This is a genomic window from Conexibacter sp. S30A1 (genome assembly GCF_023330665.1).
GTDB lineage: Bacteria > Actinomycetota > Thermoleophilia > Solirubrobacterales > Solirubrobacteraceae > Palsa-465.
Map to the genome: position 1 here is coordinate 1,234,951 of NZ_CP097127.1, position 25,083 is coordinate 1,260,033.

Here is a 25,083-nt window from a genome sequence, read left to right on the forward strand (position 1 = left end):
ATGACCGCTGAACGCTTCAAGGCGGACCCGACGTCGTCGAACATGGCCGGTGTCACGCTGATGAACAACCAGGTCGGGTACGTGGTGGCACAGGTGATGGCCGGGAAACCGGGCGTGACCGTCACCGACCTGCCGTCGATGATCCGCGTCGACGGCGTCGGGAAGTTCGAGTTCGACTATGCCGAGATTGCCGAGGCGCTCGGGTGGGACGACTTCGGCAACGACGACTTTGAGGAGATCATGTCGACCCATTACGGCCGGATGGTCGTGCTCGACGACCGAATCGTGATGTTCGCCAACCCCGAGGATGCGGCCGAGTACATCTCGTTCGATCTGACGCCGGTTTCCTAGGAGCAGCCATGTACGACTCGGGTTTCGCACTTTTGGGCCTGTAGCGGCATAGCGGCGTAGCAGGTGGTGGTGGACGGGGCCGTGGCGGGCTGGTGTGGCCTGTTGGCGCGGTGTCGGGGAAGGAGCATCGGCGGCTTGCGCGAAAGCGGTTGCTGTCAACATAACCCGTCCGTCGCGGCCAAGGGGAGGCACGCTGCGCGGCTTCTCTTGGAGGCTGCCGCCGATGCTCTGCGTCCCATCTTCGCTGAACGAGCTGCTTGTCCTGTTTGAGTCGTGTTTCACCCGTCCCACGTTTGAGACGTTCCGGGGGGTGTTGGTCGGTCAGGTCTCGCAGACCTCTCTGCGGTGCGTGACCGGGATGCTGACAGGCTCAAGGCTGTCGGGGGTGTGGCATCACGCGCGTTGCCACCGGTTCTTCGCCAATGCCCGCTGGTCCGTGGACGAGCTCGGGTTACGGCTCGCCTGCCTGATCGTTGAGCGGTTCACAGAACCGGGTGCGAGCGTGCTGGTCGCGGTCGACGACACGCTCCTGAAACGCAGGGGACGCCGGATCCACGGCACCTTCTGGCATCACGACGCGACCGCCAACAGCCGCTCAGGCTCGGTCGCGTGGGGGAACAACTGGATCGTGGCCGGGATCTGTGTCAAGCTGCCGTTCCTGCAGCGCACCGTATGTTTGCCGGTCCTGTTCCGGCTCTGGCAGCCGCGGCGCGAACAGTTCGTCAAGCAGCACAAGCCCGATCCTGAGCGGCCCGGGAAGGTCAAGCTGGCCAGGGCGATGGTCTGCCTGCTCGCCAAACGGCTGCCGGATCGCCAGATCAACGTGGTCGGTGACAGCGCCTACATCAGCCAGGCGTGGCGTGCTGCACCCAAGCGGGTGACGATCACATCGAGGCTGCGTAGCAACGCGGTGATCTACGCCCCTGCGCCGCCGCGCACCGGCAAACGCGGCCGGCCACGCAAATGGGGCAAACAGCTTGAAAGCCTTCAACAGATCGCAGCCGACCCCGCCACCGAATGGGTAAAGACGACCGTCAGGCGCTACAGCAAAACCGAGACGCTCGAGCTGGCTGAGATCAACTGCCTGTGGGAGCCGCTCGGCGCCGAAACCCCGGTCCGTGTGATCCTCGTCAAAGACGACACCAAGCCGTGCGGCTACCAGATCGCGCTGATCACCACCGACCTTCACGCCACCGCCGCGCAGATCGTCGAACGCTACGCAGACCGCTGGCCGATCGAAGTCGCCTTCCAGGACGGCAAAGAACTGTTCGGCGTCGGTGATGCCCGCAACCGGACCGAGAAAGCCGTGCAACGGACCGTCCCATTCCAGTTCTTGGCGATGGACCTCACGATCATCTGGTACGCGCTCTACGGACATCACCCCGACATCGTCACAGAGCATCGCGCCCGCGCCCCCTGGTATGTCTCCAAGACCACCCCATCATTCCAGGACATGCTCGCCAAGCTACGACGAGTGATCATCGCCACCCAATTTCAACCCGAACAGGCCCGAACCCCCACAACCCAGGAAATCAACCAAGTCCAGCAAGCATGGGCAGCCGCCGGCCTATGAACTGCGAAACCCGAGGTACGAGAAAGACGGAGAGAAATACTTCATCGTTGACGGCCACGTGCACTTCTGGGACGCCAGCCCTGCGAATTGGGTGCCAGGCGCCGAGCAGTACGCGAAGGGCTGGATCGAGTGCTTCCACGCCTACCAGAGCCTCGGCCCCAAGTCGACGCACTGGCCGATTCAGAAGTTCCAGAAATACAGCGAGGCCGACTTTGAGCGGGACGTGTTCGAGGATGGGCACGTCGATGTCGGCATCTTTCAGTCGACCTACCTCAAGGAGTGGTACACGACGGGGTTCAACACTCTCGAGACGAACGCCGCGCTCGCGGCCAAGCATCCCGGCCGGCTCATCACCAACGGCCGCTGGGACCCTCGTGAGGGCAAGGCCGGCTTACGCCAGCTCGAGAAGGACGCGAAGCAATACGGCCTCCAAGGTGTCAAGCTCTACACCGCCGAGTGGCGTGAGGGCTCGCGCGGATGGACCCTGAAGGAGCCCGAGGCGCAGCCGTTCCTCGACAAGTGCGTGGAGCTCGGGATCAAGAACGTCCATGTCCACAAGGGACCGACGATCTGGCCGCTGGACAAGGACGCGTTCGACGTAGCCGACGTTGATTACGCGGCCACGACCTACCCCGAGCTCAACTTCATTGTCGAGCACGTCGGCCTGCCGCGGATCGAGGACTTCTGCTTCATGGCGACGCAGGAGCCCAACGTCTATGCGGGATGCGCTGTGGTGATCGGCGGGCTCATGCACGCGCGGCCGCGGTTCTTCGCGAAGGTCATGGGTGAGCTGCTGTTCTGGGTCGGTGAGGACAAGATCCTGTTCGGCTCCGACTACGCGATCTGGGAGCCGAAGTGGCAGATCGAGGGCTTCGTCGACTGGAACTACCCGGACGAGGAGTTCTCCGACTACCCAGCCGTCACCACCGACACCAAGAAGAAGATCCTCGGGCTGAACGCGGCGCGGCTGTACGGGATCGAGGTGCCGCCGGAGCTCGGGCTGCGGGAACAGGTGGGCGTGCGGTGATCCAGGGTGGGTGCGCACAGGTGCTCGCGGCTCTCGACGACGTCTACGACCCGGAGCTCGATGAGCCGATCACCGCGCTTCGCTTCGTGTCCTCGTGTGAAGTTTCGCCGGATGGTGACGTGGACGTCCGGCTGCGCTTGCCGACGCCGCAGTGCGCGCCCAACTTCGCCTATCTGATGGCAGCTGACGCGCGCGATGCGCTGCGTCGGCTGCCCGGGGTGCGAGACGTCAGCGTCGTGCTCGAGGACCACTACACGGGTAAGGAGATCAACGAGTCGCTGCGCGGTGGTGGTGGATTCGCACAGGCGTTTCCGGGTGAGACCGACGAAACCGACCTGGTCGCGCTGCGCAACCTGTTCCTGCGCAAGGCGCTGGTCGCCCGCCAGGCGCGGATCTGCGAGTCGATGCTCGCCGACGGCGCCGGCGTGGAGGCGGTCGCGTCCCTGACGCTGGCCCAGCTGCCCGACGCGCCGGATGCCAGGCGCTGCCGCGAGCTGCGGGCGCGGCTCGGCCTGGCGGCTGCCGACGATGCCCCCGCGTTTGTCACCCCGGGGGGCGAGGCCGTAGCCGCACAGGATCTGCGCGGCTGGCTGCGCACGGCGAGGCTCGTGCGCATGAGCCTCGAGGCAAACGGCGGCATCTGCCGCTCGCTGCTGCGCCACCGCCACGGGCTGGACGCCACTTCAGAGGAGATGATCGAGTCATGAAGGCTGCAAGGCTGCACGCATACCACGACGAGCTGCGGCTCGATGACGTTCCCGAGCCGAGGATTGAAGGGCCGCTGGACGTGATCGTACGGATCGGCGCGGCCGGTCTGTGCCGCACCGATCTGCACATCCAGGAGGGCCAGTGGGCCGAGAAGTCCGGTGTTGCGCTGCCGTACACACCGGGCCACGAGAACGCAGGATGGGTGCATGAGGTCGGCTCCGCGGTGAGCAACGTCCAGGTCGGTGACACGGTGATCGTCCACCCGTTCATCTCCTGCGGGCTGTGCGACCCGTGCCGCCAGGGTAACGATATGCACTGCCTGAACGGCTCGTTCCCGGGGATCGACCGCGACGGCGGTTTCGCGGATCTGCTCAAGACGTCCGCTCGCTCAGTTGTCAAGCTCGACACGGGTCTGGCGCCGAAGGACATCGCAGCTCTCGCCGACGCCGGCCTCACCGCGATCCACGCGGTCAAGAAGGCCATCCCGGTGCTCGGCCCTGGCACGCGGGTGGTCGTGATCGGCGCCGGCGGCCTCGGCCACATCGGGATCCAGTGTCTGCGGGCGTTGACACCGGCGGAGATCATCGTCGTCGATCCGTCCGAGCGGGCGCTGGCCTTGGCGGCCGAGTTGGGCGCTGACCACATGGTGACGGCCGACGGCTCCCAACGCGAGATCGTCGCAGATCTCACCGACGGCCGGGGCGCCGAGGCGATCATCGACTTCGTCGGCGAGCGGGGCGCGATCGAAGACGGCATCGCGATGATCCGCAACGCCGGCTTCTACTACGTGATCGGCTACGGGGAGAACCTCGACATCCCGACGATCGACGTGATCTCGAGGGAGATCTCCTTCATCGGCAACCTGGTTGGCACCTACAACGACCTGCACGAGCTGATGACGCTGACCGCTCAGGGGAAGGTCACCCTGCACACCACCACCTACCCGCTCGAGGCGATCAATGACGCGATGGCAGACCTCAATGGCGGACGGCTTCAGGGGCGTGGGATCCTGATCCCCGCGACCGCCTGAGATCAACCCGAGAGATAGGACTGACATGGCAAAGACGTTGTACTTCAGTCAGGACGCTCGCCAGCGGCTGCAGGCCGGCGTGGACGAGCTGGCCGATGCGGTCAAGGTGACGCTTGGCCCGAAGGGCCGCAACGTGGTCCTCGAGCGGCTGGCAGGCCCGCCGACGATAACCAACGACGGCGTGACGATCGCGCGCGAGATCGAGCTGCCGGACCCGTTCAAGAACATGGGCGCCCAGCTTGTCCGTGAGGTCGCCAACAAGACCAGCGACCTCACCGGCGACGGAACGACCACGGCCACTGTGCTGGCGCAGGGAATCGTCCGGGAAGGCATGGCCTCGATCGAGGCCGGAGCCAACGCTGTGCTCATCCGTCGTGGCATCGAGGAGGCTATCGACCGGGTGGTGCAAGCGCTGCGAGAGTCCGCGCGGGCCGTCGAGAAGCCGGACGAGTTACGGCACGTGGCCACTATCGCGGCCAAGGCGGACAGGCGCATCGGAGACGCCGTCGCCGAGGCGCTCGAGCGCGTCGGCTTGGACGGAGTGGTGACCATCGAGGAGGTGCCGGAACCGGGTGTCGAGGTCTCCTTCTCCGAGGGCGTGCAGGTCGAGAACGGCTTCATCTCGCCCTACATGGCGCGCGACCAGGACCGCATGGAGACCGTCTTTGAGGATCCCTACATCCTGCTGACGACGAAGCCCATCTCGGCGGTCCAGGATCTGATGCCGATCCTCGGCGCGGTCCAGCGCGCACCCCGGCCGCTCGTGATCTTCGCCGAGAAGGTCGACGGGTCCGCGCTCGGGACGCTGATTCAGAACACCACACACGGGCTGCTTCAGGCCGTCGCCGTTCGCGCCCCCGGCTTCGGCCACCGCCGTCTCGCGCATCTGCAGGACCTCGCCGCCTTCACCGGAGCTGATGTGCTGACCGACGAGACGGGCCTGACGCTTCAGAACGTCGAGACGTCCTGGTTTGGGACCGCCCGCCGGGTAGTCGTCACGGCCGACTCCACGACGCTTGTCGACGGCGGCGGTGATCCGGCGCTGCTGGCCGCGCGGATCCGACAGATTCGTGCCGAGATCGGCCGCGCGACTCACGAACGCGACCGCGAGGTCGCCCAGGAGCGCCTGGCAAAGCTCACGAGCAAACTCGCCGTGATCAAGGTGGGTGCGGCCACCGACGTGGAGCTCGCCGACCGCCGTCGCCGCGTCGAGGGATCGCTTGCCGCAACAACGGCCGCGGTGCAGGAGGGGATCGTGCCAGGCGGCGGGACGGCACTGCTGCGCGCGGCCGCCTCGCTTGCCAGCCTCGACCTCGACGGCGACTACAAGATCGGCGCCGACATCATCCGGCGGGTCCTGTCAGAGCCGCTCTTCTGGATCGCCACGAACGCCGGCTTCGACGGCCAGGCGGTCGTCGACCAGGTTCTGGCTATGCCCCCCGGCGGCGGCCTCAACGCGCTCACCGGCGAGTTCGGCGACCTGTTCGAGCTCGGCGTGATCGATCCGCTGAGGGTCACGCGCCTGACGATCCAGCACGCGGCCTCGGTGGCCGCTCTGCTGCTCACCACGGAGGCGGTGGTCGCCGAGTGGCTACCAGCACAGCCTGGTGCTGTGCTGGCCCCCGGCTTCGGCGATCTAGCCGAGGGCCTTGCGCGGCCTTCGTCACCGATCTGATCTGGTTCAACCGCGCACAACGTCACACCCGAACGTCTGAGGAGGAGAGAGGAACATGGCCACAGTCACGGCAGGCACAGACGCCCAGCCGACCACCGTGCAGGTGTCGCTCATCAGCGCCGGTGATCCCGGCATACTCGGACTGCCGATCTTTGCCGCGGGCTCGGTCTGCCTGGGCCTGGCGCTGATCGGATACGTGCCGGCCGCGGCCATAGGCGCGGTTCTACCGATCGTGCTGGCTGGCACTGGCGTCGGACTTGTCATCTCGACGATCTGGTCGCTATCGCTGGGACAGACGATGGTGGCAGGCGTCTACGGGCTCTTCGCGGGCTTCTGGCTCAGTTACGCGATGCTCCTGCTCGGGATCCTGCACACCTGGTTCCTCGTGCCCGTCAAGGACGTTACGCACGCCGAGGCGCTGTTCCTGATCACGTGGGCGATCGTGATGGCCGCGTTGACGATCGCGAGCCTCCGTCTGCCACTGGCTTTCACCGCCGTCTTCGGGTTGGTCGTGCTGGCGCTCATCCTGCTCGTTCCTGCCACGCTCAGCCCCAGCACGGCTCTCACCCACGCGGCAGGCGTGGTTGTGCTGGTGTTCGCTGCACTCGGCCTCTATCTGTTCCTGGGGACCGCGTCCGCGGCCCTGGGCGGCCCTGCATACCCGCTCGGCAGGCCGGTCATCAAGTGACGGCGGCGTTTGTACACGTCTGCATCCGGGTGCGCGACGAAGCGGCGTCGCTGCGCTTCTACGCCGCGCTGGGGTTCGAGCAGCGTGGCCGACTGCAGTTCGCTGGCGCGCACAACGTATATCTCGGCCTCCCCGGTGGCGACGACGTGCTTGAGCTGACCGTGAACGACGGCCGTGCTGAGCCATACGAACTCGGAACTGGCTACGGGCACCTGGCGCTCAGCATCGATGACCTAGACGCGGCGCTTCAGCTACTGGCCGCCGCCGGCATTGAGCCCGAGCAGCCGCCGTACGCTCCCGGAGGACGAACGGAATACCGGATATGCTTCCTCACCGATCCGGACGGCTACCGCGTCGAGCTGATCGACGGCCACTTCCCCACGCCACAGGATCCCGTGCCGGCTGGGTGAGCTACGGAGCCCAGATGGCGTCCACGAAGCGGCGGGTGGCGGTCAAGCCTAGCTCGAGGATGCACGGCGGTCCGCCGCCCGTGAGGCCGCTGGATCGGGTAAGCATCAGGCTTGAGGCAGGCTGCACGATTGGGATTGTCGGTGAGAGCGGCTGCTGGAAATCGACGCTGGCGCGGCCTCTGGTCGGTCTGGGGGCTCCGACGTCGAGCACGGTCGCGATCGCTGAGGAGATGCTCGGCTCGCCTGACTTGCCACCAGCTCCCCAACTTGCCCGGCTGGCGGAGTTGGTCTTTCAGGACCCGTACTCCTCGCTCAAGCCGAGCCTCAGCGTCGAGCAGGTTTTGACTGCGGCGTTGCAGGTAGATCTCTTGGTGGGGCGCGGCGGCCGTCGCGGCCGGGCGCTTGAGCTGCTTGAGATGGTGCCGTTGTCCAAGCGCTTCGCCGCCCACTACCCGTACAAGCTCTCCGGTGGCCAGGCTCAGCGTGCCGCTGTTGCCCGGGCGCTGGCTGTGCAGCCGAAGGTAATGGTTTTAGATGAGCCGACATATGCGCTTGATGTCTCCGTTCGGGCCGAGATCATGGAACTGCTCATCAGGTTGCAGGACGAGCTGGGTCTCTCTTACGTGTTCGTCAGCCACGACCTTGCGATGGTCAGGCACATCAGCGATCAGATCGTCGTCATGTACCTGGGACGGGTCGTTGAGCACGGGCCTTATCAGCAGGTGTTGGACGAGTCGCTACACCCCTACACCCGCGCTTTGGCCAGCGCGGCGCTGGTGGCGGATCCGGCCATCACAGGCGGGTTGCGAGACACGGCCACGAGCTCGCGCAGCACAGCCAGTTCGAGCGTTCTGGCGCCCGGCTGCCCCTATCAGCCGCGATGTTCCCTGGCTGAGGAGATCTGCCTGAACGAGCACCCTGCCCTTCAGTGCCTGCGCCCCGAGCATGCGGCGGCCTGTCACATCGCTGCACGGCAGTCGGGCGTGAGAACTCAGTCATGATGAGCGCACTGGCTGAAGACCTCATACGAGTGTTGGGTCAGGGCCGGGTTGTCGCCGGCTCGCTGAGCGCGTACGCGGCCGATGCCACCGAGCACGAGGGGCTGCGCGGCGAGCCGCACGCTGTCGTACAGCCGCAGAGCGCTGAGGAGGTCGCACGGATCGTCTCATGGGCCTACCGAAACGATGTGGCGCTTGTGCCCCGCGGTGGCGGCACAGGGTTTTCGGGCGGAGCGGTACCGGTCGATGGGGGTGTTGTCGTTGACCTTTCGCGGATGGCTCGTGTACGAGCGTTCGATCCCGAGCTTTGGCGGATGCACGTTGACGCAGGCGTGCTGACCAGCACCGTCAGACGACTGGCGCGCGAGCACGGGCTGCTATTTCCGCCTGATCCGGGTGCTGCCGAGCAGTCTCAGATCGGCGGCAACATAGCCACCAACGCCGGCGGCCCGCATGCTTTCAAGTACGGTGCCACTGGCGCATGGGTAACTGGGATCGAGGCGGTGGTCGCCCCTGGCGAGATCATCCGGGTAGGTGGTGCGATCCGCAAGGATGTGGCCGGATACGACATCCGGGGCCTGTTGGTTGGATCTGAGGGAACGCTTGGGATCATCACGGGAGCGTGGCTTCGTTTGATCCCCGCGCCGGAGGTGGTTCTTCCCGTCGCCGCCGCCTACGACAGTGTCCAAGAGGGGTGTGCCGCGATCGAATCGATCCTCGCCAGCGGGCTCGTTGCTGCGGCCGTCGAGTTCGTAGAGGGCACCGCACTCACCGCAAGCCGCGGGGCTTTCCCAGCCGCCCTGCCCGAAGCGGCGCGTTTCCTTGTGATCGCCGAGACGGACGGCACAGCAGCGGAGGCCGCTGCTGCCGCAGAGGAGCTGCGCGAGCTGCTTCAACCCAACGCCCTGCTGCTACAGGCGCCAAAGACGCGCCAGGAGATCTCGGCGCTCTGGCGCTGGCGTGACGGTGTCTCGCTTGCCGTCTCGGCACAGCGCGGCGGGAAGGTCAGCGAGGACATAGTCGTGCCACTGGACCGCCTGCGAGACGCCATCGATGGCACCAATTTGATCGGCGAGCGATTCGGGCTTGAAGCGTGCAGCTGGGGCCACGCCGGCGACGGCAACCTCCACTCAACCTTCCTGATCAACCCAGAGAACGACGACGAACTCAAACGAGCCCACCAAGCAGCCCGAGCACTGCACGAACTAGCGACAAACCTAGGCGGCTCAATCTCGGGCGAGCACGGACTAGGGTGGCTCAAGCGCGACCAGCTTCATCTCCAGTGGAATGAGGCAGCAATCGAACTGCACCATGGCATCAAGGCGACGTTCGATCCTAAAGGCCTCTTCAACCCGGGCAAGAAGACTTGAGCGGTCCTGTGGCGAGGGCCAATTGGAAACCCCAGCTCTCGCAGCACCGGACGTGACAAGTCTCCCGTCATCCGCCTGTTCTGACCCTGTCCTCAGGCGGCGGCACCGAACGCCCGGTGCGCGAATAGCTCCGGCGCGCGCCCTTGCACAGCACGCAGCCATCGCCAGACGCGACTGGCACTGGACCGCAGCCCTTCGTAGTGAGCTGCGCTCGAACGCTCCACCGCACAATGAGCTGCCCGGCTACCCGATTGCTTCTGCTCCGAGGCTGAAGTCCCGGCCCGCCCGATTGCTCCTTGCAAAGAGGCTCGCTACACCCCCGCGCGGCTGCATGGATCTCTCCCAACGACCGGGGCCTGCGACCGGCCGTTCCGACGATTACCCGTACCGGACTGCCAGCGCCAGCCCTGACGCAGCTTGCACGGTGCACCATCGGACCGGAGTAGGATGAACCACACGTGAGCGACCTCCCCCAGCTCCTTACCGAGGCGCTCACGGAGACCCGGGAGCGTACCCTGACCCTGGTTGCCGGTCTGGACACGGTCGAGTTCGAGACGGTTTACTCGACGTTGCTGAGCCCGCTTGTCTGGGATCTGGCTCACATCGCGTGCTTTGAGGATCTGTGGATCTCGCGGGCCGCCGGCGTGCCGGCACTGGCACCTGAGCTGTTCACCACCTACGACGCGCTTGAGACCCCACGCTCGCGCCGCGGTGAGCTCGAGCTGCTCGGTACCGAGGAGAGCTTCGCGCATCTGGCTGCGGTCAGGGCGCGAACCGAGGCGCTGGTCTCGCAGGTCGCCACCGACCGCAGCGATCTGGTCGAGCTGGTGATCTGCCATGAGCAACAGCACAACGAGACGATGCTGCAGCTGCTCGCGCTCGCGCACCTGCCAAACCCGTTCACGCGGGCGCAGGCAGCTGAGCCGCCTGCCGCCAGCTCCAGAGCGCCGGCGCCAACGGGAGGTGCGCTTGAGCTGGTTGGCTTCGCAGGCGGCGAGGTGACGATCGGGGCCGGCCCAGAACGCGGCTTTGTCTACGACAACGAGCGGCCCGTGCATGTCCGCGCGCTCGCTCCCTTCAGGCTGGCGCTGACACCGGCCACCAACGCCGACTGGCTGGCCTTCATGGACGCCGGCGGTTATCAGCGGCGCGAGCTATGGACGCGTGAGGGCTGGCGCTGGCGGCAGGCGGAGCGGATCGAGCGGCCGTTGCACTGGACCGAGGACGGCCGCCTGTGGCGGCTCGGTGAGCTCGTCGACATCGACCCGGAGGCGCCCGTCATGCACATCTCGTGGTTTGAGGCCGACGCCTTCGCCACCTTCCACGGTCTGCGGTTGCCGTCCGAGTTCGAGTGGGAGCTGGCGGCGAGCAGCGGTCCTGCAAGCGGCCAGCGCAGCCCCTTGCCGTGGGGTACGGAGCCGGTGGCGCGGGCGCGCGCAAACGTCGACCAGGTCGGTGGCGGACCGGTCGCGGCCACCAGCTTCGACGGCGCGACACAGACCGGGCTGCGCGCGCTGATCGGCGACGTTTGGGAGTGGACAGCCAGCTGGTTTGACGGCTATCCCGGATTCTCCTCCTACCCCTACCGCGAGTACTCAGAGCCGTTCTTTGGCGAGCACTACCGGGTGCTGCGCGGCGGCTCCTGGGCGACCCGGCCACGGGTGGCAAGCGTGACCTTCCGCAACTGGGATCTGCCGCAGCGCCGGCAGATCTTCGCCGGTGTCAGACTGGCGGGAGACGCGTGATGAGCGTCATCGATGACGAGCGCGTGAACCTGGTTGCGGCGGACGGTGTTGGCGCCAGCACGCTCGCTGACGACGTCCGCCGGGGCCTTCAGGCACCGCTGCGCGAGCTGCCGCCCAAGCACTTCTACGACGCGCGCGGCTCGGACCTGTTTGACCAGATCTGTGATCTGCCCGAGTACTACCCGACACGCACCGAGCGGTCCATCCTCGAGCGTCGCGCGGCCGATATCGCAGCGCTGACGCAGGCTACCGAGCTGGTCGAGCTCGGCGCCGGGACCGCGGCCAAAACCCGTCTGCTGCTCGACGCACTGTTCCAGCAAGGCAGACCGAGGCGCTACATCCCCTTTGACATCGACGGCGAGACGCTGCTGCGCACCGGACGGAGCGTCGCAGCCGAGTACCCGTCGCTTGAGGCGGTGGACTGCGTGGCCGGTGACTTTGAGCGGCATCTGCACCTGATTCCGGCCAAGCGCCCCGGCGCGCGGCGGCTCTTCGCATTCCTGGGTGGGACGATCGGCAATTTCGAAACCCGCGCGCGGCGCCGGTTGCTGCGCACGGTCGCCGCACAGCTGCACGCCGGGGATCATCTGCTGCTCGGCGTCGACCTGGTCAAGGATCCGGCTGTGATCGAGGCGGCCTACAACGATGCGGCCGGCGTCACCGCGCAGTTCAACCGCAACGTCCTGGCCGTCATCAACCGCGAGCTGCAGGCTGATTTTCCGCTCAAGGCCTTTGCGCACGTCGCCTTCTTCGACCGGGCCAACGAGTGGATCGAGATGCGCCTGCGGGCCACGCGCGAGCTGACCGTGACCGTACGCGAGATCGACCTGGTCGTGGAGTTCGCCGCGGGAGACGAGATCCGCACCGAGATCAGCGCGAAGTTCACGCCGCAGCGACTCGCCCGCGATTTGGCCGACAGCGGACTTGAGCTGGTCGAGCTGATGAGCGACCCAGCCGGGCTGTTTGCGGTCGCGCTGGCGCGGCCCGTCTGAGGCCGCTGGCGAGCTGCCTGCGGTTAGGGCCAGCGGAAGCCGGGGCCGGCGATCTCAGCGGTCAGGGGACTTGACGGCAGGCCGGCAGGAGGGCGCGCGAGGTTGTAGGCCGAGGGCGCCAGATCGTTGGGAGCGTCAGCATGGAAGAGCGCCGCCAGGTACTGGCACTGACCGCGTCCGGGCCCGATCTCGGTCTGGCCGCCGCCGTAGGCGTCGATCTGCTGTTGCTCACAGTAATCGTAGGTGTCCATCAGGCGGCGCAGCGAACCGATCCGGGACGGCTTGACGTTGACCATCGCCGGCTTGAACGCGAGCGCCTGGATGTCCTCGATCGAGTGGATCGGCGCATCCCAGGTGATCCTGCGATGCTCGCCGGCGAGCGCCGCCGCGGCAGCCGTCTCGCTCAGATCCGGGTCCTCGAGCCAGGCGTCCGGGAACGCCTGCGCCACACGCCGGTAGAGCGCCGGGTCGGCCGGCTGGTCCACGCTGCTGCCGCGATAGAAGCCCTTGAAGTCAACCGCCTCAACGGCACCGGTGTAAACCAGCTCGGCGATCAGCTCAGGCGTCCAGGAGCTGGTTGCGTCCAGCTTGAAGCGCAGCGACGGGTCGAGTCCGAGCCGCAGCGCCACGGGCTCGATCGTCGGTGGCTCGCCGAGCCGGGTCGAGACCACGTAGCGCATCGGCTTGATGACGCGGCCGAGGGCCTGCGCCAACGACACGCCCGCCTGCCTGAGGGCGAGATCGAGCGCCGCGCTTTCGATGGCCCAGACGCGGTAGAGGCGCGAGACCTCCGAGCGTGGCGGGTCTGGAAAGAGGTCAAGCGACTCCACCCGCTCACAGAAGCGCGCGAGCGTGAAGCGGCCGCTCAGCCCGGGCGGCGGGCCGGCGGCCAGAAAGGCCTCATGCTCGGCCGGCTCGTAGCCGACATCCTCCCCCACCCCGCTTGCACCGGCGCCGCTCAGCGTGACCAGCGTGCACTGCCGCGTGCGCCCGGGGCCGAGCTCGGCGCGGAGCTGCTCCAGCCGCAGCTCGTCGAGTTGAAGCTCAAGGCCGCTGATCCTGTCGAAGGTCGACTGCATTGGCGCTGATACAGAGTTTCGCAGCAGCGACAGTCGCTTCGGCGCCTGCAGATACGATCCTCGCTGTGTGGAACCTCCAGCCGACGCTGACCGGGCGCGTGGTGCGGCTCGAGCCGCTTGCGCGCAGGCACCGTGACGGGCTGCTCGCGGCCGCAGGCGACGAGCGCATCTGGGCGCACTGGTCCTTTAACCCGGCGCGCAGCGAAGCCGACTTTGACGCCTGGCTGGACGGCTGTCTGGCCGAGGCAGCGGCTGGCCGTGAGGGCCACTTCGCGACGATCCTGCAGGCGACCGGCGAGCCGGTCGGCAGCACCAGCTTCTGCGACCCGCATGAGCAGGACCGGGGGATTGAGATCGGCTGGACCTGGCTGACACCGGCCGCCTGGGGCAGCGGCGCCAACACCGAGGCCAAGTTCCTGCAGTTGCGCTACGCGTTTGAGACGCTCGGCTGCATCCGCGTGGTGTTTGACACCTACGCGCGCAACGCCCGCTCCAGGGCTGCCCTTCAGAAGCTGGGCGCGAGCTTTGAGGGCGTCTGGCGCAACTACTCAATCCGCCAGGCCGATGGGGCCAAGATCGACTCGGCCTTCTACTCGGTGATAGACGAGGAGTGGCCGGCGGTGCGTGAGCGGCTGGCCGCAAGGATCGCCGCGCTCTGAAGCGGACGCCGGGTGGCGGTCCCAACGACCTCCAGCCCCCAAACCTCGCGCAGATCGTGAGCTTTGTGCAGTTCGCGCGCTCACAGCACCCGGGATGCACAAAGCTCGAGTGAACGGTTAGGTTTGGGGGCTGGAGGCGGTTGATCGGCGGCTGCATGGCGCATCCGCTCACCGGACGTCAGCGTCGCGCTCTAACCTGTCTGCGACGATGACTGACCGGCCATGCGCGCGAGCCTGACCACCAGGATCGCGCTTGCAAGCGGTACCTGACGAGCCCAACGTCACGCTGCGCTCAAGCGGCGCGGGTGACACACAGGAGGTGGTGCTCGCCTTCCCCTACGACGGCCACCTGGTCGCCGCGGTGCGCACGCTGCCAGGACGGCGCTTTGACTGGGATCGCAGGGAGTGGTCGGCCCCGGCGGACGGCTGGGTTGCCGCGAAGCTCGCGACGATCCTGGGCGCGCGACCGGATCTGCGCCGCAGCGCCGAGTTCGACGAGTGGCTGGCCGCGGCCGAGCGCCGCTGGGTCGGGCACGTGCGCACGACCCGCTACGACGGCCGCGGCTGGTTTGCGCTGGACACGCTCGCGGGCGAGCCGCCCAAGGCGCTGCGCAAGGACGCGCTGGCACTGGAGGGGCGCTGGTTGGTGCCGCTCACGCCGGCGCACGCCGCCGCGATCGCCGAGCTGCGCGACCCGCGCCTCAGCCTCGGGGCGCGGCGCTGCATCGAGTCACTGGAATGTGGCGAACAGCCGCCGGCCGCCAGGCTGATACTCACCCGCAGCGTCGCTGGCGAGCGCCTCACGCTCGAGACCTTCTGGGATCCCGACGCGCAGGCCGCGTTTGAAGCGCTGCCGGGCGCGGCCGCCAACGAGCTCAAGCTCGACGCCTGGATCGTCGATCAGCTCGACGCGTTCATCGCCCGCCACGAGATCGACGTCGCGCCTACGGCCGCGCAGGCACTCGAGCAGATGGCCGCCGAGCACCGCGCCGCACAGCGCGCGGTCGCCGCCTCACGCGCAACCACCGCCGAACCGCTTGCCGAAGTCGCGCCACGCCTCGGCGGCGAGCTCGCGCCATTTCAGTGGGCGGCGGTTCGCTACGCGCTACAGGCGCGCCGCACCTTCCTCTCCGACGAGCAGGGGCTCGGCAAGACGGTCGAGGCGCTGGCGACACTCGAAGCCGATGGCGCCTTCCCCGCAGTGGTCATCTGTCCCGCGTCGATGAAGCTCACCTGGGAGCGCGAGGCAAACCACTGGCTGCCGCACCGCAGCGTCGCGGTGCTGAGCGGACGGGAGGGCCGCCCGCTCCCCGACGCGGAGATAGTCATCCTCAACTACGAGATCGTCGCCGGGCGCCTTGAGGCGCTCGTGGCCAGCGGGCCACGAGCGCTGGTGGCAGATGAGTCCCACTACTGCAAGAACCCCACCGCAAAGCGCACGCGCGCGGTCAGGCGGCTGGCCGACGCGGTCGCGACGGACGGGCTGCGGCTCGCGCTGACCGGCACGCCGGTCATGAACCACGCCGACGAGCTGATCGCGCAGCTGCGGGTGATCGGGCGCCTGGCCGAGTTCGGGTCGGGGGCCAGCTTCAGCCGCCAGTTCGAGGGCGAGCTCTCCGAGGAGCGGCTGCACTGGCACCTGCGCCGGCGCTGCTTCGTGCGGCGGCTGAAGTCCGAGGTGCTGCCGCAGCTGCCGGCCAAGCGCCAGGTGGTGGTGCCGGTGGCGCTCAACAACCTGGCTGAGTACCGGCTGGCCGAGGAGGATGTGGTGGCGTGGCTACGCAGCCAGCCGCTTGACCTGAAGGTGCTCGACGCAAAGATCGCGGCGGCGCTGCGCGCCGAGCGCCTCGCACAGCTGACAGCGCTGCAACGGCTGGCGGCGCGCGGCAAGCTCGCGGCGGCGCTCGCCTGGATCCACGACTTCCTCGCCTCCGGCGAGCCGCTGGTCGTCTTCTGCCGCCATCGCGAGGTGCAGCAGGCGGTGATGGAGCGATTCCCGTGGGCCCTGCACCTGTTTGGAGACGATCCGGTGGGCGCCCGGCAGGCTGCGGTGGACGCCTTCCAGCGCCCCGACGGGCCGGCGCTGATCGTCTGCGCGACCCGCGCGGCGGCACAGGGGATCACGCTCACGCGCGCGTCGAACGTGTGCTTTCTGGAGCTCGAGTGGACGCCCGCGATCCACGACCAGGCAGAGGACCGCTGCCACCGGATCGGCCAGCGCGCCTCAGTCTGCGCGTGGTACCTGCTGGCGGCCGAGACGATCGACGAAACGATGGCGCGGCTGATCCAGCGCAAGCGGCAGGTGATCGACGCGGTCACCGACGGCCGTGAGCTGCCCGACGGCGGGCTGATCGACGGAGTTGTGCGGGAGCTGCGCGAGGGAAGGCCGTTCCGTCACCTGCACGCGGTCGCACTCGACACCGGCGCCGACGCGCCGCTGGCCGGCGGGGCGCAGCGGCGCTGGCGCAAGGTGTGAGCCGCGGACGCCGCGGGGCCGTCTGCGGCGCCCCCGGGCCCACCGCCGCCGCTCGTCGCACCGCCGCTCGGCGCACCGCCGCCGGGCGCACCGCCGCCCGCCGCGCCTGCCGCCCGCCGCGCCTGCCGCCCGACCTTTTTGCGTACAGTTCGCAATACGTACACCGTACGCAAAAGGTTCGCGCCAGACGCCCGGCCTCACCAGTGATCGCGGTGCACAACCTCCTCAAGCGGCCGGCGGTTCGGCTTACGGATCGGCTTGAGCGGGCGGTCAGCCGGATGGCCGAAGTCGATGATGTAGCGAACGATCTTCGCCTCCGGGAGACCCAGCACACGGCGGGCGAGATCCTGGTCGGCGACAGCGGAATGGCCTGAGCCGATCCCGAGGTCGGCGGCGGCCACCATCATCTGAAGCGACGCCTGGCCCAGGTCGTAGGCCGCGATCTCGCGGTCCCTGGCTTCGGCGTAGTCGTCGACGACCAACGCCACGGCCGCGGCGGCGTGAGCGATGTGGCCACCGCCACGCCACACCTCGGAGAGCTCACGGAGCTGCTCGCGGGCGGTCACAACCACGTAGTCCCACGGTTGCCAGTTACGCGAGGATGGCGCCCGCCAGCCAGCCTCCAGGATCCGCGCCAGCTCCCGCTCGGACAGCGGCTGGTCGGTGAACTCCCGCACATTGCGGCGCGCGCGGATCGCATCCCAGGTCTCCATCATGGCCTCCAGATTCAGGGCTTACCGGCTGATATCGCGAAGATAGCCGTGAAGCGCTCTCCAGGTGCCACCCAGCGCAGGCCATCGCCTGAAACCAGGGCGTTGACCGGAGCGGTCATCGGCTCAAAGCAGATGAATTGCGAGCGCTCGGGGGCGTAGACCTGGGAGACCGGGTAGCCGCCCGCGTGCGTCAGCGTCACGCGCCGGCGTTCGTCGGCCAGCACAAACGCCGGCCGCTCGCCGTGGAGCTCAGGGAAGCTCGTGTCGAAGGTGCGATCCGCGAGCGGGCCGTCCAGCTCGCCTGGGGCGATGCTGACCCGCTCGCCGGTCGGGAGCATGCGCTCGTCTAGCAACGCGCGGCTTGCGACCGGCAGCTCGATCCACCAGTCGCGGCGGTCTGAGCCCGGCAGCGTGAGGTAGGGGTGAAAGCCGAAGGAGACCGGAACCGCCACGTCAGCGCTCGCCTGCACGGTGATCGTGACCGTCAGGCTCGCACCGGCGAGCGTCGCGGTGTAGCGCACCACGTGCGGGAACGGGAAGGCGGCGAGATACTGCGGCACCGCGCCGAAGTCGAGCTCGGCCGTGAGCGTGTCAGCGCCCGCGTCGATCACCTGCCAGTGCTTACTTGCGGCCAGCAGCCCGTGTATTGCAGTGGCGGTCGCAGCGTCGCGGTGGACGATCGGCGAGTCCTCAGCGAGCCTCACCCGCCGCGCGCCCAGGTCGAAGCTCCATGCGCTCACACGGTTGGCCCACGGGTGCAGGAAGGGCAGCGCGAACGTCGATCCCTGCTCGGCGTAGGCGGACAGGCCCGCCCCCTGATCGAGCAGCTCCTCCCCCTCGTGACGCAACGAGCAGCCGATCATCCCGAGCTTCGGGCAGAAGGTCGCCGCAAACGCCGCCTCGCGGTCGGCAATCGTGATCTGGTCCGGTGCGAGCGCGGGCGCGGTCACTCGAACTCGGGCGGCGCGCTTGATGGCTCGGCCGTCGGCTGATCGCTGGCACCCGCCGGCTCCGACCCGGTGCCGGTGCCGGCGTCGGCGCGGTCAGCACCGGCTGCCCCCTCCGCGTCGGGCTTTGAGATCTTGTCGACCGCCTCGTTGACACGCTGACCGGCCTTGGCGATCGTCTCGGCGTACTTACCCTCGGTGCGGTCGTTGACCGCCTCACCGAGGTTCTGCACCGCACCCTGGATCTTCTCCCTGTTCTCGCTCACCGCCTGCTGCGCCTGGTCGGCCAGCTCCTTCAGCTTGTCTGCGAAACCCATGCGTTTCCTTTCAGCGGTCGTTCACCCGACGGGCGCGTCCCCGCACGAGGCATTCTCTCACGGCAGCGCCGCCAGGGTGCGGACGGAGGCGAGCAGCGCGATCAGCAGCAGCGCGGCAGCGGCCAACAGGAAGTAGGGGCCGATGTCGCGCTCACGCGTGCTGCTGCCAAGGCTCACACCGAGAGCGCGGTAGATCGAGCTCAGGCGGTTCTCGGTGCGGGCGTCGTAGGCGCGGCCACCGGACCTGCGGGCGATCGCCGCCATCAGCTGCGGGTCGGGGGGCACCGGGACGATTCCGTAGATGCCCTCGTTGAGCACGCCGCCGGGCGTGCCGAGCGCGACCGTGTAGATCGGTATGTGGTCGCGCCGCGCCTGGGTGGCGGGAACCAGCGGGCTGACACCCAGGTTCGCGGCGCCGTCTGAGAGCAGCACGATCGCGGCGGGCCGGTGGTCGCGCGCGCCGCCGTCAAGCAGCTTGAGCGCCAGCTCGAGCGCCGGCCCGGTGTCGGTGCCGCCGCCCGCCTGCTGGCGGTCGATCGCCGCGCGCGCGAGAGCGTGGTCGAGCACCGGCGCCTGGACCGTCTGGGGCACCGTCGAGAACGCGACCACACCGACCCGCACGCCCGCCGGCAGCTCGCTGATGAACGTGTTGGCGGCACGGATCGCTGCGGCCAGCCGCGACGGGTGGACGTCTTGGGAGGCCATCGACCCTGAGTGGTCGAGCACCAGCATGATCGACGCGTCATGGGTTGGCACACGCTCGCGCAGCCGCGGTCCCGCCAGCGCGAGCGCCACGACCGCCAGTGCGGCCAGCAGTGCGGCCACCGGGAGCCAGCTGCGCCGCGGGCCGCCGCCGCCTGCGGCGAGCGCCCGGCTGATCGTCGCCGCCGCCGGATAGCGCAGCGCGTAGCGGCGAGCACGGCGGCGGGCGAAGCGGCGCACCAGGCGCTGCGCGGCAAGCGCCAGCGGCACCAGTGCGAGGCCGAGCAGCCACAGCGGGTCGCTGAAGCTCACCGGATCCCCCGCCCCAGTGCCGCCAGCCAGTCATCTGCCGTGGACAGAGTCACGTGGCGGATGGCGAGGCGGCGCAGCTCACGCGAGAGCGCTTCGCGGCGCTCGGACTCGAGCGCCGCGAAGCGCTCTCCCAAACGCCGGTCGGCGGTGTCGGCCCTCACCACCACACCGCTTTCGGGGTCCACGAGCGCGAGGCGCCCGAGACGCGGCAGCGCGCTCTCACCGGGATCGGTCACCTCCACCGCCAGCACGGCATGACGCAGCCGCAGCGCCCCAAGTGGCCGCTCCCAACCCTGCTGGTCACGGAAGTCAGAGATCACCACGACCAGCCCCGGAAGGCGGGCGAGGCGCAGCACCCGCTCGGCCGCCTGCGCCAGCGTGCCCTCGCGCCGGCCCGTGTCGCTGTCCGCGGCGACACCGGCGTCGAGCAGCCGGCGCACCGCCACCAACCCGCGACGGGCGCCGCGCGGCGCGAGCACACGCACACCGTCAAACGCGTCCGGGACGCCAAAGGCGACCGCGCCGACATTGCCGGCCCGTCGCGTGCCCAGCCGTGCGAACACGAGCGCCGCACCGTGCGCCACATCCGACTTCAGCCGCAGGGCGGTGCCGAACGCCATGGACGGCGACAGGTCGATCACAAGCCAGGTCGTGAGCGCCCGCTCCGGCACGTGCACGCGCACCTGCAGCGTGGCGGTGCGGGCGCTGGCGGCCGCGTCGACGTGGCGGACGTCGTCGCCTGGCGCATAGGCGCGCAGCTGGGAAAGCTCTGTGCCGGCGCCCGTGCCGGTGGCACTGCGTGCCCCCGCCAGCGTGTGCGTGATCAGCCGCCCGAGCTGCAGGTCGAGCGCATCCACCAGCCGCGCCGGCATCGGCCCCGGGCCCTGGCTGGCATCGGGCACGCGCAACGCCGCGAGGCTGTTACCCAGATCGCCGGGACCGGTCATCACTGCACCAGCGCGCTGGCCGCCTCCCCGGCGGTCTCTGGGACCGTCGCGATGATCCGCTCGAGCACGTCGTCGGCGCCGATGCCCTCGCTCAGCGCGTCATAGGAGAGCACGATCCGGTGGCGCAGCACATCGGGCGCGAGGTCGCGGATCTCACGCACCGACGCGTGCGCACGCCCGCGCAGCAGCGCCAGCGCCCGGCCCGCCTGGACCAGACCGATCGGCCCGCGCGGACTGGAGCCGAACTCGATCAGCGCCTCCAGGTCCGGCATCCCGTGCGCAGCGGGGTGGCGGGTCGCGTCGGTCAGCGCGACCGCGTAGGCGATCGCCTGACTGTCGCAGGCCACGCTCGCCACCGCGAGAGCGTGGCGCTCAAGGTCCGCGAGGCTCAGGCACTCCCGCACGCCGACCGCCTCCTGGAGGCTGCGTGCGACGATCATCGCCTCCTCCTCGCGGGAGGGATAGTCGACCACGATCTTCATCAGGAAGCGGTCGAGCTGCGCCTCCGGGAGCGGGTAGGTGCCCTCGGACTCGATCGGGTTCTGGGTGGCCATCACGATGAACGGCTCAGGCACCGGGTAGGTGGCGCCGGCGATCGTGACCTGACGCTCCTGCATAACCTCGAGCAACGCCGACTGCACCTTGGCGGGCGCGCGGTTGATCTCATCAGCCAGGATGAAGTTGTGAAAGACCGGCCCCAGCTCGGTCTCGAAGCTGCCGCTGTCCGGGCGCCAGATACGCGTGCCGACGAGGTCGGAGGGAACGAGGTCCGGCGTGAACTGGATGCGGCCGAAGCTGCCGCCGAGCACCGCCGCGAGCGTTCGCAGGGTGAGCGTCTTGGCGAGCCCCGGAACGCCCTCGAGCAGCACGTGACCACCAGCCAGCAGGCTCACGAGCACGCGGTCGAGCATCGCGTCCTGGCCGACGATCACGCGCCGGATCTCGGCGAGCGCCTCCTGCATGGCGTTGCGCGCAAGCGCCTGCGCTTTGAGGTCCTCGTTCGTGTCGGTCATTGCGTCTCCTTGTAGGTCCTCATGCCAGCCAGCCAAACCAGTTCAGCGAGAGCGCAACCGCGAGGGCCAGCGCCACCAGCCCGGCCCCGGCGAAGTAGCCCGCAAGCGAAGCATCCACGCGACGGTGGCTGAGCGTCGTGGCGAGCCGCCGGTAGATCGCGCTCACCGTGGCGGCGTCGGCGGCACGGTAGGCCCGGCCGCCGGAGGCGCGGGCGATGCGCGCCAGCGTCAGCGCCTGCACCGGCACGGGCTCGAGCCGCTCACCGTGCCGGTGGGGGATCTTCGCCTCACCGTGCGCGGTGCCGACGGCGACCGTGTAGACACGGACGTGCTCGCGCCCGGCGTGTGCCGCCACGGCCACCGGGTCGGGTCCCACGTTGGCGCCCCCGTCTGAGATCAGGATCATCGATCCCGGCACCGCGGCGGCGCCGCGGTGGGCATGCGGCCGCACAAACGCCAGGCCAAGCGCGATCGCCGCGCCCATCGCGGTGCCCCCGCCACCGGACGTGATCCGCGCAAGTGCGGAGCGGGTCAGCGCGTGGTCGCTGGTGGGCGCCTGTAGGACAGTCGCATGACGGGCAAAGACGATCGACCCGACCCGGATGCCCGGGCCCGCACCGTCAAGGAAGCTGGTGGCGGCCCGCTTGGCCGCCACCAGCCGCGAAGGCCGCACGTCGCCGGCGCTCATCGACGCTGAGACGTCGTTGAGCAGCATCACGGTCGCCGAGCGCAGCGGACGCCAGACAACGTGGCGCGGCCGTGCCCCAGACAGGATCAGCGCGCCGATGCCGAGGCCCAGAAGCAGGTAGGGCGCGTGGCGGCGCCAGCCGGGCCGCCGTGGCGCCAGCGAGGCAAGCAGCGGTGCGGACACCGCCAGCTCGAGCGCCGCCGCGCGACGTCGCTGCTCGCGCAGGTAGAGCCAGACGAGCACCGGCAGCGCCAGCAGGCCCAGAAGCACGAGCGGCGTGGCAAAGCTCACCGGTAGCTGCTCACGCGATCAGGTTCACGAATGAAATGTCGGCTGCGCCAGCATCGGCAGCGACAGCTGCACGGTGACGGTCGAGCGCAACACCGAGACGAGCATGCTGTGGCCCAGCGGGATTCGCGCCGCCACCCGGCGGATGGCGCGAACCGAGGCGATCGCGTAGCCGTCGATCTGCTCGATCTGATCACCCGGCTCAAAGCCCGCCGCGTCGGCGAGGCTGCCGAGCTTGACGGTGTTCACCACCGCGCCGGTCGGACCGGTGACGATCTGCATGCCCAGCCAGTTGATCGTCGGCCCGGCGAGCACGCTGGCCGGTGTCGTCGGAGTGGGCACGGCGGCCGGCGTGCTAGTCGCTCCGTGTGAGGTGCTGACGTGTGCGACCGCGCGGCGTGCGGCCGGTACCCGCGTGCCAGGGCCCGCGAGCACCAGCACCACCACCGCAGCGGCGGCAAGCGCCGTGATGCTGCTGGCCGCCACCAGCAGGCGCGTGCGCGGAGGCATGCGCCCGTCGCGGGCATCGGTGGCGGGCGTGCCGGCCGGGCCGGACCCAGCCGCAGCCGTCGCCGACGGCGCCACGAGCGCAGACAGCCTGCCTCCAACCGGGTCCTGGGCAGACTGCCCGGACTCGCGCTCCCAGTCGCCTGACCACAGATGCTTAGGTCCTGACATCGCCGCTCTGCGAGCAGCCTATGGGCCGATGATTAGAGGCGTGTAAGAGGTCCACCGACGTACCCGCTGGCTGCCACCTCAGGCGCGCCGCCAACCGCCTCCAGCCCCCAAACTGGGGCCGCCGGGCGAGTTTTGTGCATTTGGCGCGATGGGAGCGCGCGGACTGCACAAAACTCCTGTGGGCGGGCAGGTTTGGTGGCTGGAGGCGGTTGGCGGACAGCAATGGCGACTCGGCCATCGCGGCGATCGGTGCCGCGGCACAGAACGGTCGGCCTTCGCAGGGACGGTTCGATGATCCGCAGCCGGGTGCCGTCCAGCTGCGGGCCTGCGGGCCCGACCGCACCCGGCGGCTCAGGCTCGGGCTCAGGTTCCCGCCACCAGCCTCTCATCCGAGCACCCGCGCAAGCTCGTCGTTGCCAAAGCGCAGGTCGGGGTCAAGCCGCCGGCGCACCGCCTGGAAGCGCTCCCACGCCGGGTAGCGCCCGGCCAGTGTGGCGGCGCTCTGGAAGTGGCGCTTACCCCAGTGCGGGCGGCCGCCAAAGCCGTCCATGATCTCTTCGACCATCCGGAAGTAGGGCTCAAACGCCATGCCTTCGTAGGTGTGCACGGCGATGTAGCAACTCGCGCGCGCATGCGTCGGGGAGAGCAGCGCGTCGTCTGGGGCGACGAAGCGCACCTCGATCGGGAAGTTCACCGGCAGGCGGGCAGCGTGGATGCCGTCGCGGATCGCGCCGATCGCCGTGGCGGCGTGCTCGCGCGGGATCGCATACTCCATCTCGGTGAAGCGCACGAGCCGCGGCGTGACGAAGATCCTGTGCGAGCGATCGACGCGCTCGCTGGAGCCCGCAAGCCGCGTGGCGGTGCGGTTGAGCACCGGGATCAGCGCCGGGTGGCGGCGACCGAGGCGCGAGAGCGCCTGCAGGCCGTGGTTCACAAGCACGATGTCCTCCATGTAGGTGCGGGCGCGCGATCGCGGCCTGGCGGGCGCGTCGGTGCGGTCGTTGCGGCGCAGAAGCGCGGTGTCGCTGTAGGGGAACCAGTACATCTCGAAGTGGTCGTGCGCGTCGGCCAGCTCCTGCAGCCGCTCGAGCGTCGCCGCAAGCCCCGCCGGGCCGTCACGGCCGTGCAGGCGGAAGGCGGGGACCGTGCGCAGCGTCAGCGCGGTGATCACGCCGAGCGCCCCGAGGCTGACGCGCGCGGCGCGCAGGCCCTCGGGATCGGAGCGCTCGTCCAGCACCACGACCTGCCCGTCGGCTCCCATCAGCTCGAGCGACTCGATCTGCGAGGAGAGGTTGCCAAGCCGGCTGCCGGTGCCGTGGGTGCCGGTCGCCACCGCGCCCGCCAGCGTCTGGCTGTCGATGTCGCCGAGGTTCTCAAACGCCATCCCGTGACGGTCGAGCACACGGTTGAGGGCCGCGATCGTGATCCCGGCCTGCACCCTGACACGCCCGCCGACCGGGTCGATGTCGAGCACGCGATCGAGCTCGCGTAGCGAGATCAGCGTGCCGCTCGTCGGCACCAGGGCGGTGAAGGAGTGCCCGGCGCCGGCGACCCGCACCTGCTCCCCGCACGCGTCTGCCGCACCCACCAGCTGCGCCAGCTCGGCGAGCGACCGTGGGCTTGCCAGCACGCGCGGGCGGGCGCGCTGGCGCCCATCCCAGTTGGCCCACTCGGCAGCTGACATCGCTGTGCATTAG

General features: G+C 69.0%; 24 protein-coding genes. 14 read left to right on the forward strand and 10 right to left on the reverse strand.

Annotated elements, in window-relative coordinates; all coding sequences use genetic code 11:
- The 12 genes from mimD (at nt 1) to egtD (ending at nt 12,567) form a co-directional block, all read left to right on the forward strand.
- Nucleotides 1-351, forward strand: coding sequence for a propane 2-monooxygenase effector subunit MimD (gene mimD, locus M3M54_RS06155; RefSeq protein WP_249021305.1), 351 nt, complete (start codon nt 1-3; stop codon nt 349-351).
- Nucleotides 352-574: 223 nt separating this feature from the next.
- Nucleotides 575-1,924, forward strand: coding sequence for a transposase (locus M3M54_RS06160; RefSeq protein WP_249019411.1), 1,350 nt, complete (start codon nt 575-577; stop codon nt 1,922-1,924).
- A 1-nt stretch (nt 1,925) separates the two neighbouring features.
- Nucleotides 1,926-2,951, forward strand: a complete 1,026-nt coding sequence (locus M3M54_RS06165) for an amidohydrolase family protein (protein WP_371878647.1) — start codon at nt 1,926-1,928, stop codon at nt 2,949-2,951.
- Nucleotides 2,948-3,658: an iron-sulfur cluster assembly protein gene (locus M3M54_RS06170; protein WP_249021307.1), complete on the forward strand. Its 711-nt coding sequence runs from the start codon at nt 2,948-2,950 to the stop codon at nt 3,656-3,658. Before M3M54_RS06165 ends, M3M54_RS06170 begins: the two co-directional genes overlap by 4 nt.
- Entirely contained in the window at nt 3,655-4,689 is a 1,035-nt protein-coding gene (locus tag M3M54_RS06175) for an NAD(P)-dependent alcohol dehydrogenase (RefSeq protein WP_249021308.1), read from the forward strand. The genes M3M54_RS06170 and M3M54_RS06175 overlap by 4 nt, the downstream gene beginning before the upstream one ends.
- 25 nt (nt 4,690-4,714) lie before the next feature.
- A complete protein-coding gene (gene groL, locus M3M54_RS06180) occupies nt 4,715-6,364 on the forward strand; it encodes a chaperonin GroEL (protein WP_249021309.1) in 1,650 nt (549 codons plus the stop codon).
- A 55-nt stretch (nt 6,365-6,419) separates the two neighbouring features.
- Entirely contained in the window at nt 6,420-7,052 is a 633-nt protein-coding gene (locus tag M3M54_RS06185) for a GPR1/FUN34/YaaH family transporter (RefSeq protein ID WP_249021310.1), read from the forward strand.
- Nucleotides 7,049-7,462, forward strand: a complete 414-nt coding sequence (locus M3M54_RS06190; protein WP_249021311.1) for a VOC family protein — start codon at nt 7,049-7,051, stop codon at nt 7,460-7,462. Before M3M54_RS06185 ends, M3M54_RS06190 begins: the two co-directional genes overlap by 4 nt.
- 14 nt (nt 7,463-7,476) lie before the next feature.
- Nucleotides 7,477-8,463 carry an oligopeptide/dipeptide ABC transporter ATP-binding protein gene (locus M3M54_RS06195; protein ID WP_249021312.1) on the forward strand — a complete coding sequence of 329 codons (987 nt, stop codon included), beginning with the start codon at nt 7,477-7,479 and terminating at the stop codon, nt 8,461-8,463.
- Nucleotides 8,463-9,830, forward strand: coding sequence for an FAD-binding oxidoreductase (locus M3M54_RS06200; protein WP_249021313.1), 1,368 nt, complete (start codon nt 8,463-8,465; stop codon nt 9,828-9,830). The genes M3M54_RS06195 and M3M54_RS06200 overlap by 1 nt, the downstream gene beginning before the upstream one ends.
- Nucleotides 9,831-10,288: 458 nt before the next feature.
- Nucleotides 10,289-11,575, forward strand: a complete 1,287-nt coding sequence (egtB, locus tag M3M54_RS06205; protein ID WP_249021314.1) for an ergothioneine biosynthesis protein EgtB — start codon at nt 10,289-10,291, stop codon at nt 11,573-11,575.
- On the forward strand, nt 11,575-12,567 hold the full coding sequence (gene egtD / locus M3M54_RS06210) for an L-histidine N(alpha)-methyltransferase (protein WP_249021315.1): 993 nt from the start codon (nt 11,575-11,577) through the stop codon (nt 12,565-12,567). Before egtB ends, egtD begins: the two co-directional genes overlap by 1 nt.
- Before the next feature lie 23 nt (nt 12,568-12,590).
- On the opposite strand, the gene M3M54_RS06215 is transcribed toward egtD, so the two are convergent.
- Entirely contained in the window at nt 12,591-13,646 is a 1,056-nt protein-coding gene (locus M3M54_RS06215) for a hypothetical protein (protein WP_249021316.1), read from the reverse strand.
- 65 nt (nt 13,647-13,711) lie between these two features.
- On the opposite strand from M3M54_RS06215, the gene M3M54_RS06220 reads away from it, so the two are divergent.
- Nucleotides 13,712-14,305, forward strand: coding sequence for a GNAT family N-acetyltransferase (locus M3M54_RS06220; protein WP_249021317.1), 594 nt, complete (start codon nt 13,712-13,714; stop codon nt 14,303-14,305).
- Between the two features lie 253 nt (nt 14,306-14,558).
- Complete coding sequence (locus M3M54_RS06225; protein WP_249021318.1) at nt 14,559-16,781, forward strand: DEAD/DEAH box helicase; 2,223 nt, start codon at nt 14,559-14,561, stop codon at nt 16,779-16,781.
- Nucleotides 16,782-16,978: 197 nt separating this feature from the next.
- On the opposite strand, the gene M3M54_RS06230 is transcribed toward M3M54_RS06225, so the two are convergent.
- From M3M54_RS06230 to M3M54_RS06270, 9 genes are all read right to left on the reverse strand, one after another.
- A complete protein-coding gene (locus M3M54_RS06230; protein ID WP_249021319.1) occupies nt 16,979-17,494 on the reverse strand; it encodes a nitroreductase family protein in 516 nt (171 codons plus the stop codon).
- A 14-nt stretch (nt 17,495-17,508) separates the two neighbouring features.
- Nucleotides 17,509-18,444, reverse strand: coding sequence for an aldose 1-epimerase (locus M3M54_RS06235; RefSeq protein ID WP_249021320.1), 936 nt, complete (start codon nt 18,442-18,444; stop codon nt 17,509-17,511).
- Nucleotides 18,441-18,758, reverse strand: a complete 318-nt coding sequence (locus M3M54_RS06240) for an antitoxin (protein WP_249021321.1) — start codon at nt 18,756-18,758, stop codon at nt 18,441-18,443. The genes M3M54_RS06235 and M3M54_RS06240 overlap by 4 nt, the downstream gene beginning before the upstream one ends.
- A 57-nt stretch (nt 18,759-18,815) precedes the next feature.
- Nucleotides 18,816-19,772, reverse strand: coding sequence for a VWA domain-containing protein (locus M3M54_RS06245; protein WP_249021322.1), 957 nt, complete (start codon nt 19,770-19,772; stop codon nt 18,816-18,818).
- Nucleotides 19,769-20,719, reverse strand: a complete 951-nt coding sequence (locus tag M3M54_RS06250; protein WP_249021323.1) for a DUF58 domain-containing protein — start codon at nt 20,717-20,719, stop codon at nt 19,769-19,771. The genes M3M54_RS06245 and M3M54_RS06250 overlap by 4 nt, the downstream gene beginning before the upstream one ends.
- Nucleotides 20,719-21,732, reverse strand: a complete 1,014-nt coding sequence (locus tag M3M54_RS06255; RefSeq protein ID WP_249021324.1) for a MoxR family ATPase — start codon at nt 21,730-21,732, stop codon at nt 20,719-20,721. Before M3M54_RS06255 ends, M3M54_RS06250 begins: the two co-directional genes overlap by 1 nt.
- A 19-nt stretch (nt 21,733-21,751) precedes the next feature.
- Entirely contained in the window at nt 21,752-22,711 is a 960-nt protein-coding gene (locus M3M54_RS06260) for a VWA domain-containing protein (RefSeq protein WP_249021325.1), read from the reverse strand.
- A 24-nt stretch (nt 22,712-22,735) separates the two neighbouring features.
- Nucleotides 22,736-23,386, reverse strand: a complete 651-nt coding sequence (locus M3M54_RS06265; RefSeq protein WP_249021326.1) for a PDZ domain-containing protein — start codon at nt 23,384-23,386, stop codon at nt 22,736-22,738.
- A gap of 385 nt (nt 23,387-23,771) precedes the next feature.
- Nucleotides 23,772-25,070 (reverse strand): D-arabinono-1,4-lactone oxidase, encoded by a 1,299-nt coding sequence (locus M3M54_RS06270; RefSeq protein ID WP_249021327.1) that lies wholly within the window; start codon nt 25,068-25,070, stop codon nt 23,772-23,774.
- Nucleotides 25,071-25,083: the final 13 nt, after the last annotated feature.

Bases quoted from the DNA above. Each gene is read 5' to 3' on its own strand.
- mimD (WP_249021305.1), top strand. From the start codon at position 1: ATGACCGCTGAACGCTTCAAGGCGGACCCGACGTCGTCGAACATGGCC.
- M3M54_RS06160 (WP_249019411.1), top strand. From the start codon at position 575: ATGCTCTGCGTCCCATCTTCGCTGAACGAGCTGCTTGTCCTGTTTGAG.
- M3M54_RS06175 (WP_249021308.1), top strand. From the start codon at position 3,655: ATGAAGGCTGCAAGGCTGCACGCATACCACGACGAGCTGCGGCTCGAT.
- groL (WP_249021309.1), top strand. From the start codon at position 4,715: ATGGCAAAGACGTTGTACTTCAGTCAGGACGCTCGCCAGCGGCTGCAG.
- M3M54_RS06185 (WP_249021310.1), top strand. From the start codon at position 6,420: ATGGCCACAGTCACGGCAGGCACAGACGCCCAGCCGACCACCGTGCAG.
- M3M54_RS06195 (WP_249021312.1), top strand. From the start codon at position 7,477: ATGGCGTCCACGAAGCGGCGGGTGGCGGTCAAGCCTAGCTCGAGGATG.
- M3M54_RS06200 (WP_249021313.1), top strand. From the start codon at position 8,463: ATGAGCGCACTGGCTGAAGACCTCATACGAGTGTTGGGTCAGGGCCGG.
- egtD (WP_249021315.1), top strand. From the start codon at position 11,575: ATGAGCGTCATCGATGACGAGCGCGTGAACCTGGTTGCGGCGGACGGT.
- M3M54_RS06215 (WP_249021316.1), bottom strand. From the start codon at position 13,646: ATGCAGTCGACCTTCGACAGGATCAGCGGCCTTGAGCTTCAACTCGAC.
- M3M54_RS06230 (WP_249021319.1), bottom strand. From the start codon at position 17,494: ATGGAGACCTGGGATGCGATCCGCGCGCGCCGCAATGTGCGGGAGTTC.
- M3M54_RS06240 (WP_249021321.1), bottom strand. From the start codon at position 18,758: ATGGGTTTCGCAGACAAGCTGAAGGAGCTGGCCGACCAGGCGCAGCAG.
- M3M54_RS06250 (WP_249021323.1), bottom strand. From the start codon at position 20,719: ATGACCGGTCCCGGCGATCTGGGTAACAGCCTCGCGGCGTTGCGCGTG.
- M3M54_RS06255 (WP_249021324.1), bottom strand. From the start codon at position 21,732: ATGACCGACACGAACGAGGACCTCAAAGCGCAGGCGCTTGCGCGCAAC.
- M3M54_RS06265 (WP_249021326.1), bottom strand. From the start codon at position 23,386: ATGTCAGGACCTAAGCATCTGTGGTCAGGCGACTGGGAGCGCGAGTCC.
- M3M54_RS06270 (WP_249021327.1), bottom strand. From the start codon at position 25,070: ATGTCAGCTGCCGAGTGGGCCAACTGGGATGGGCGCCAGCGCGCCCGC.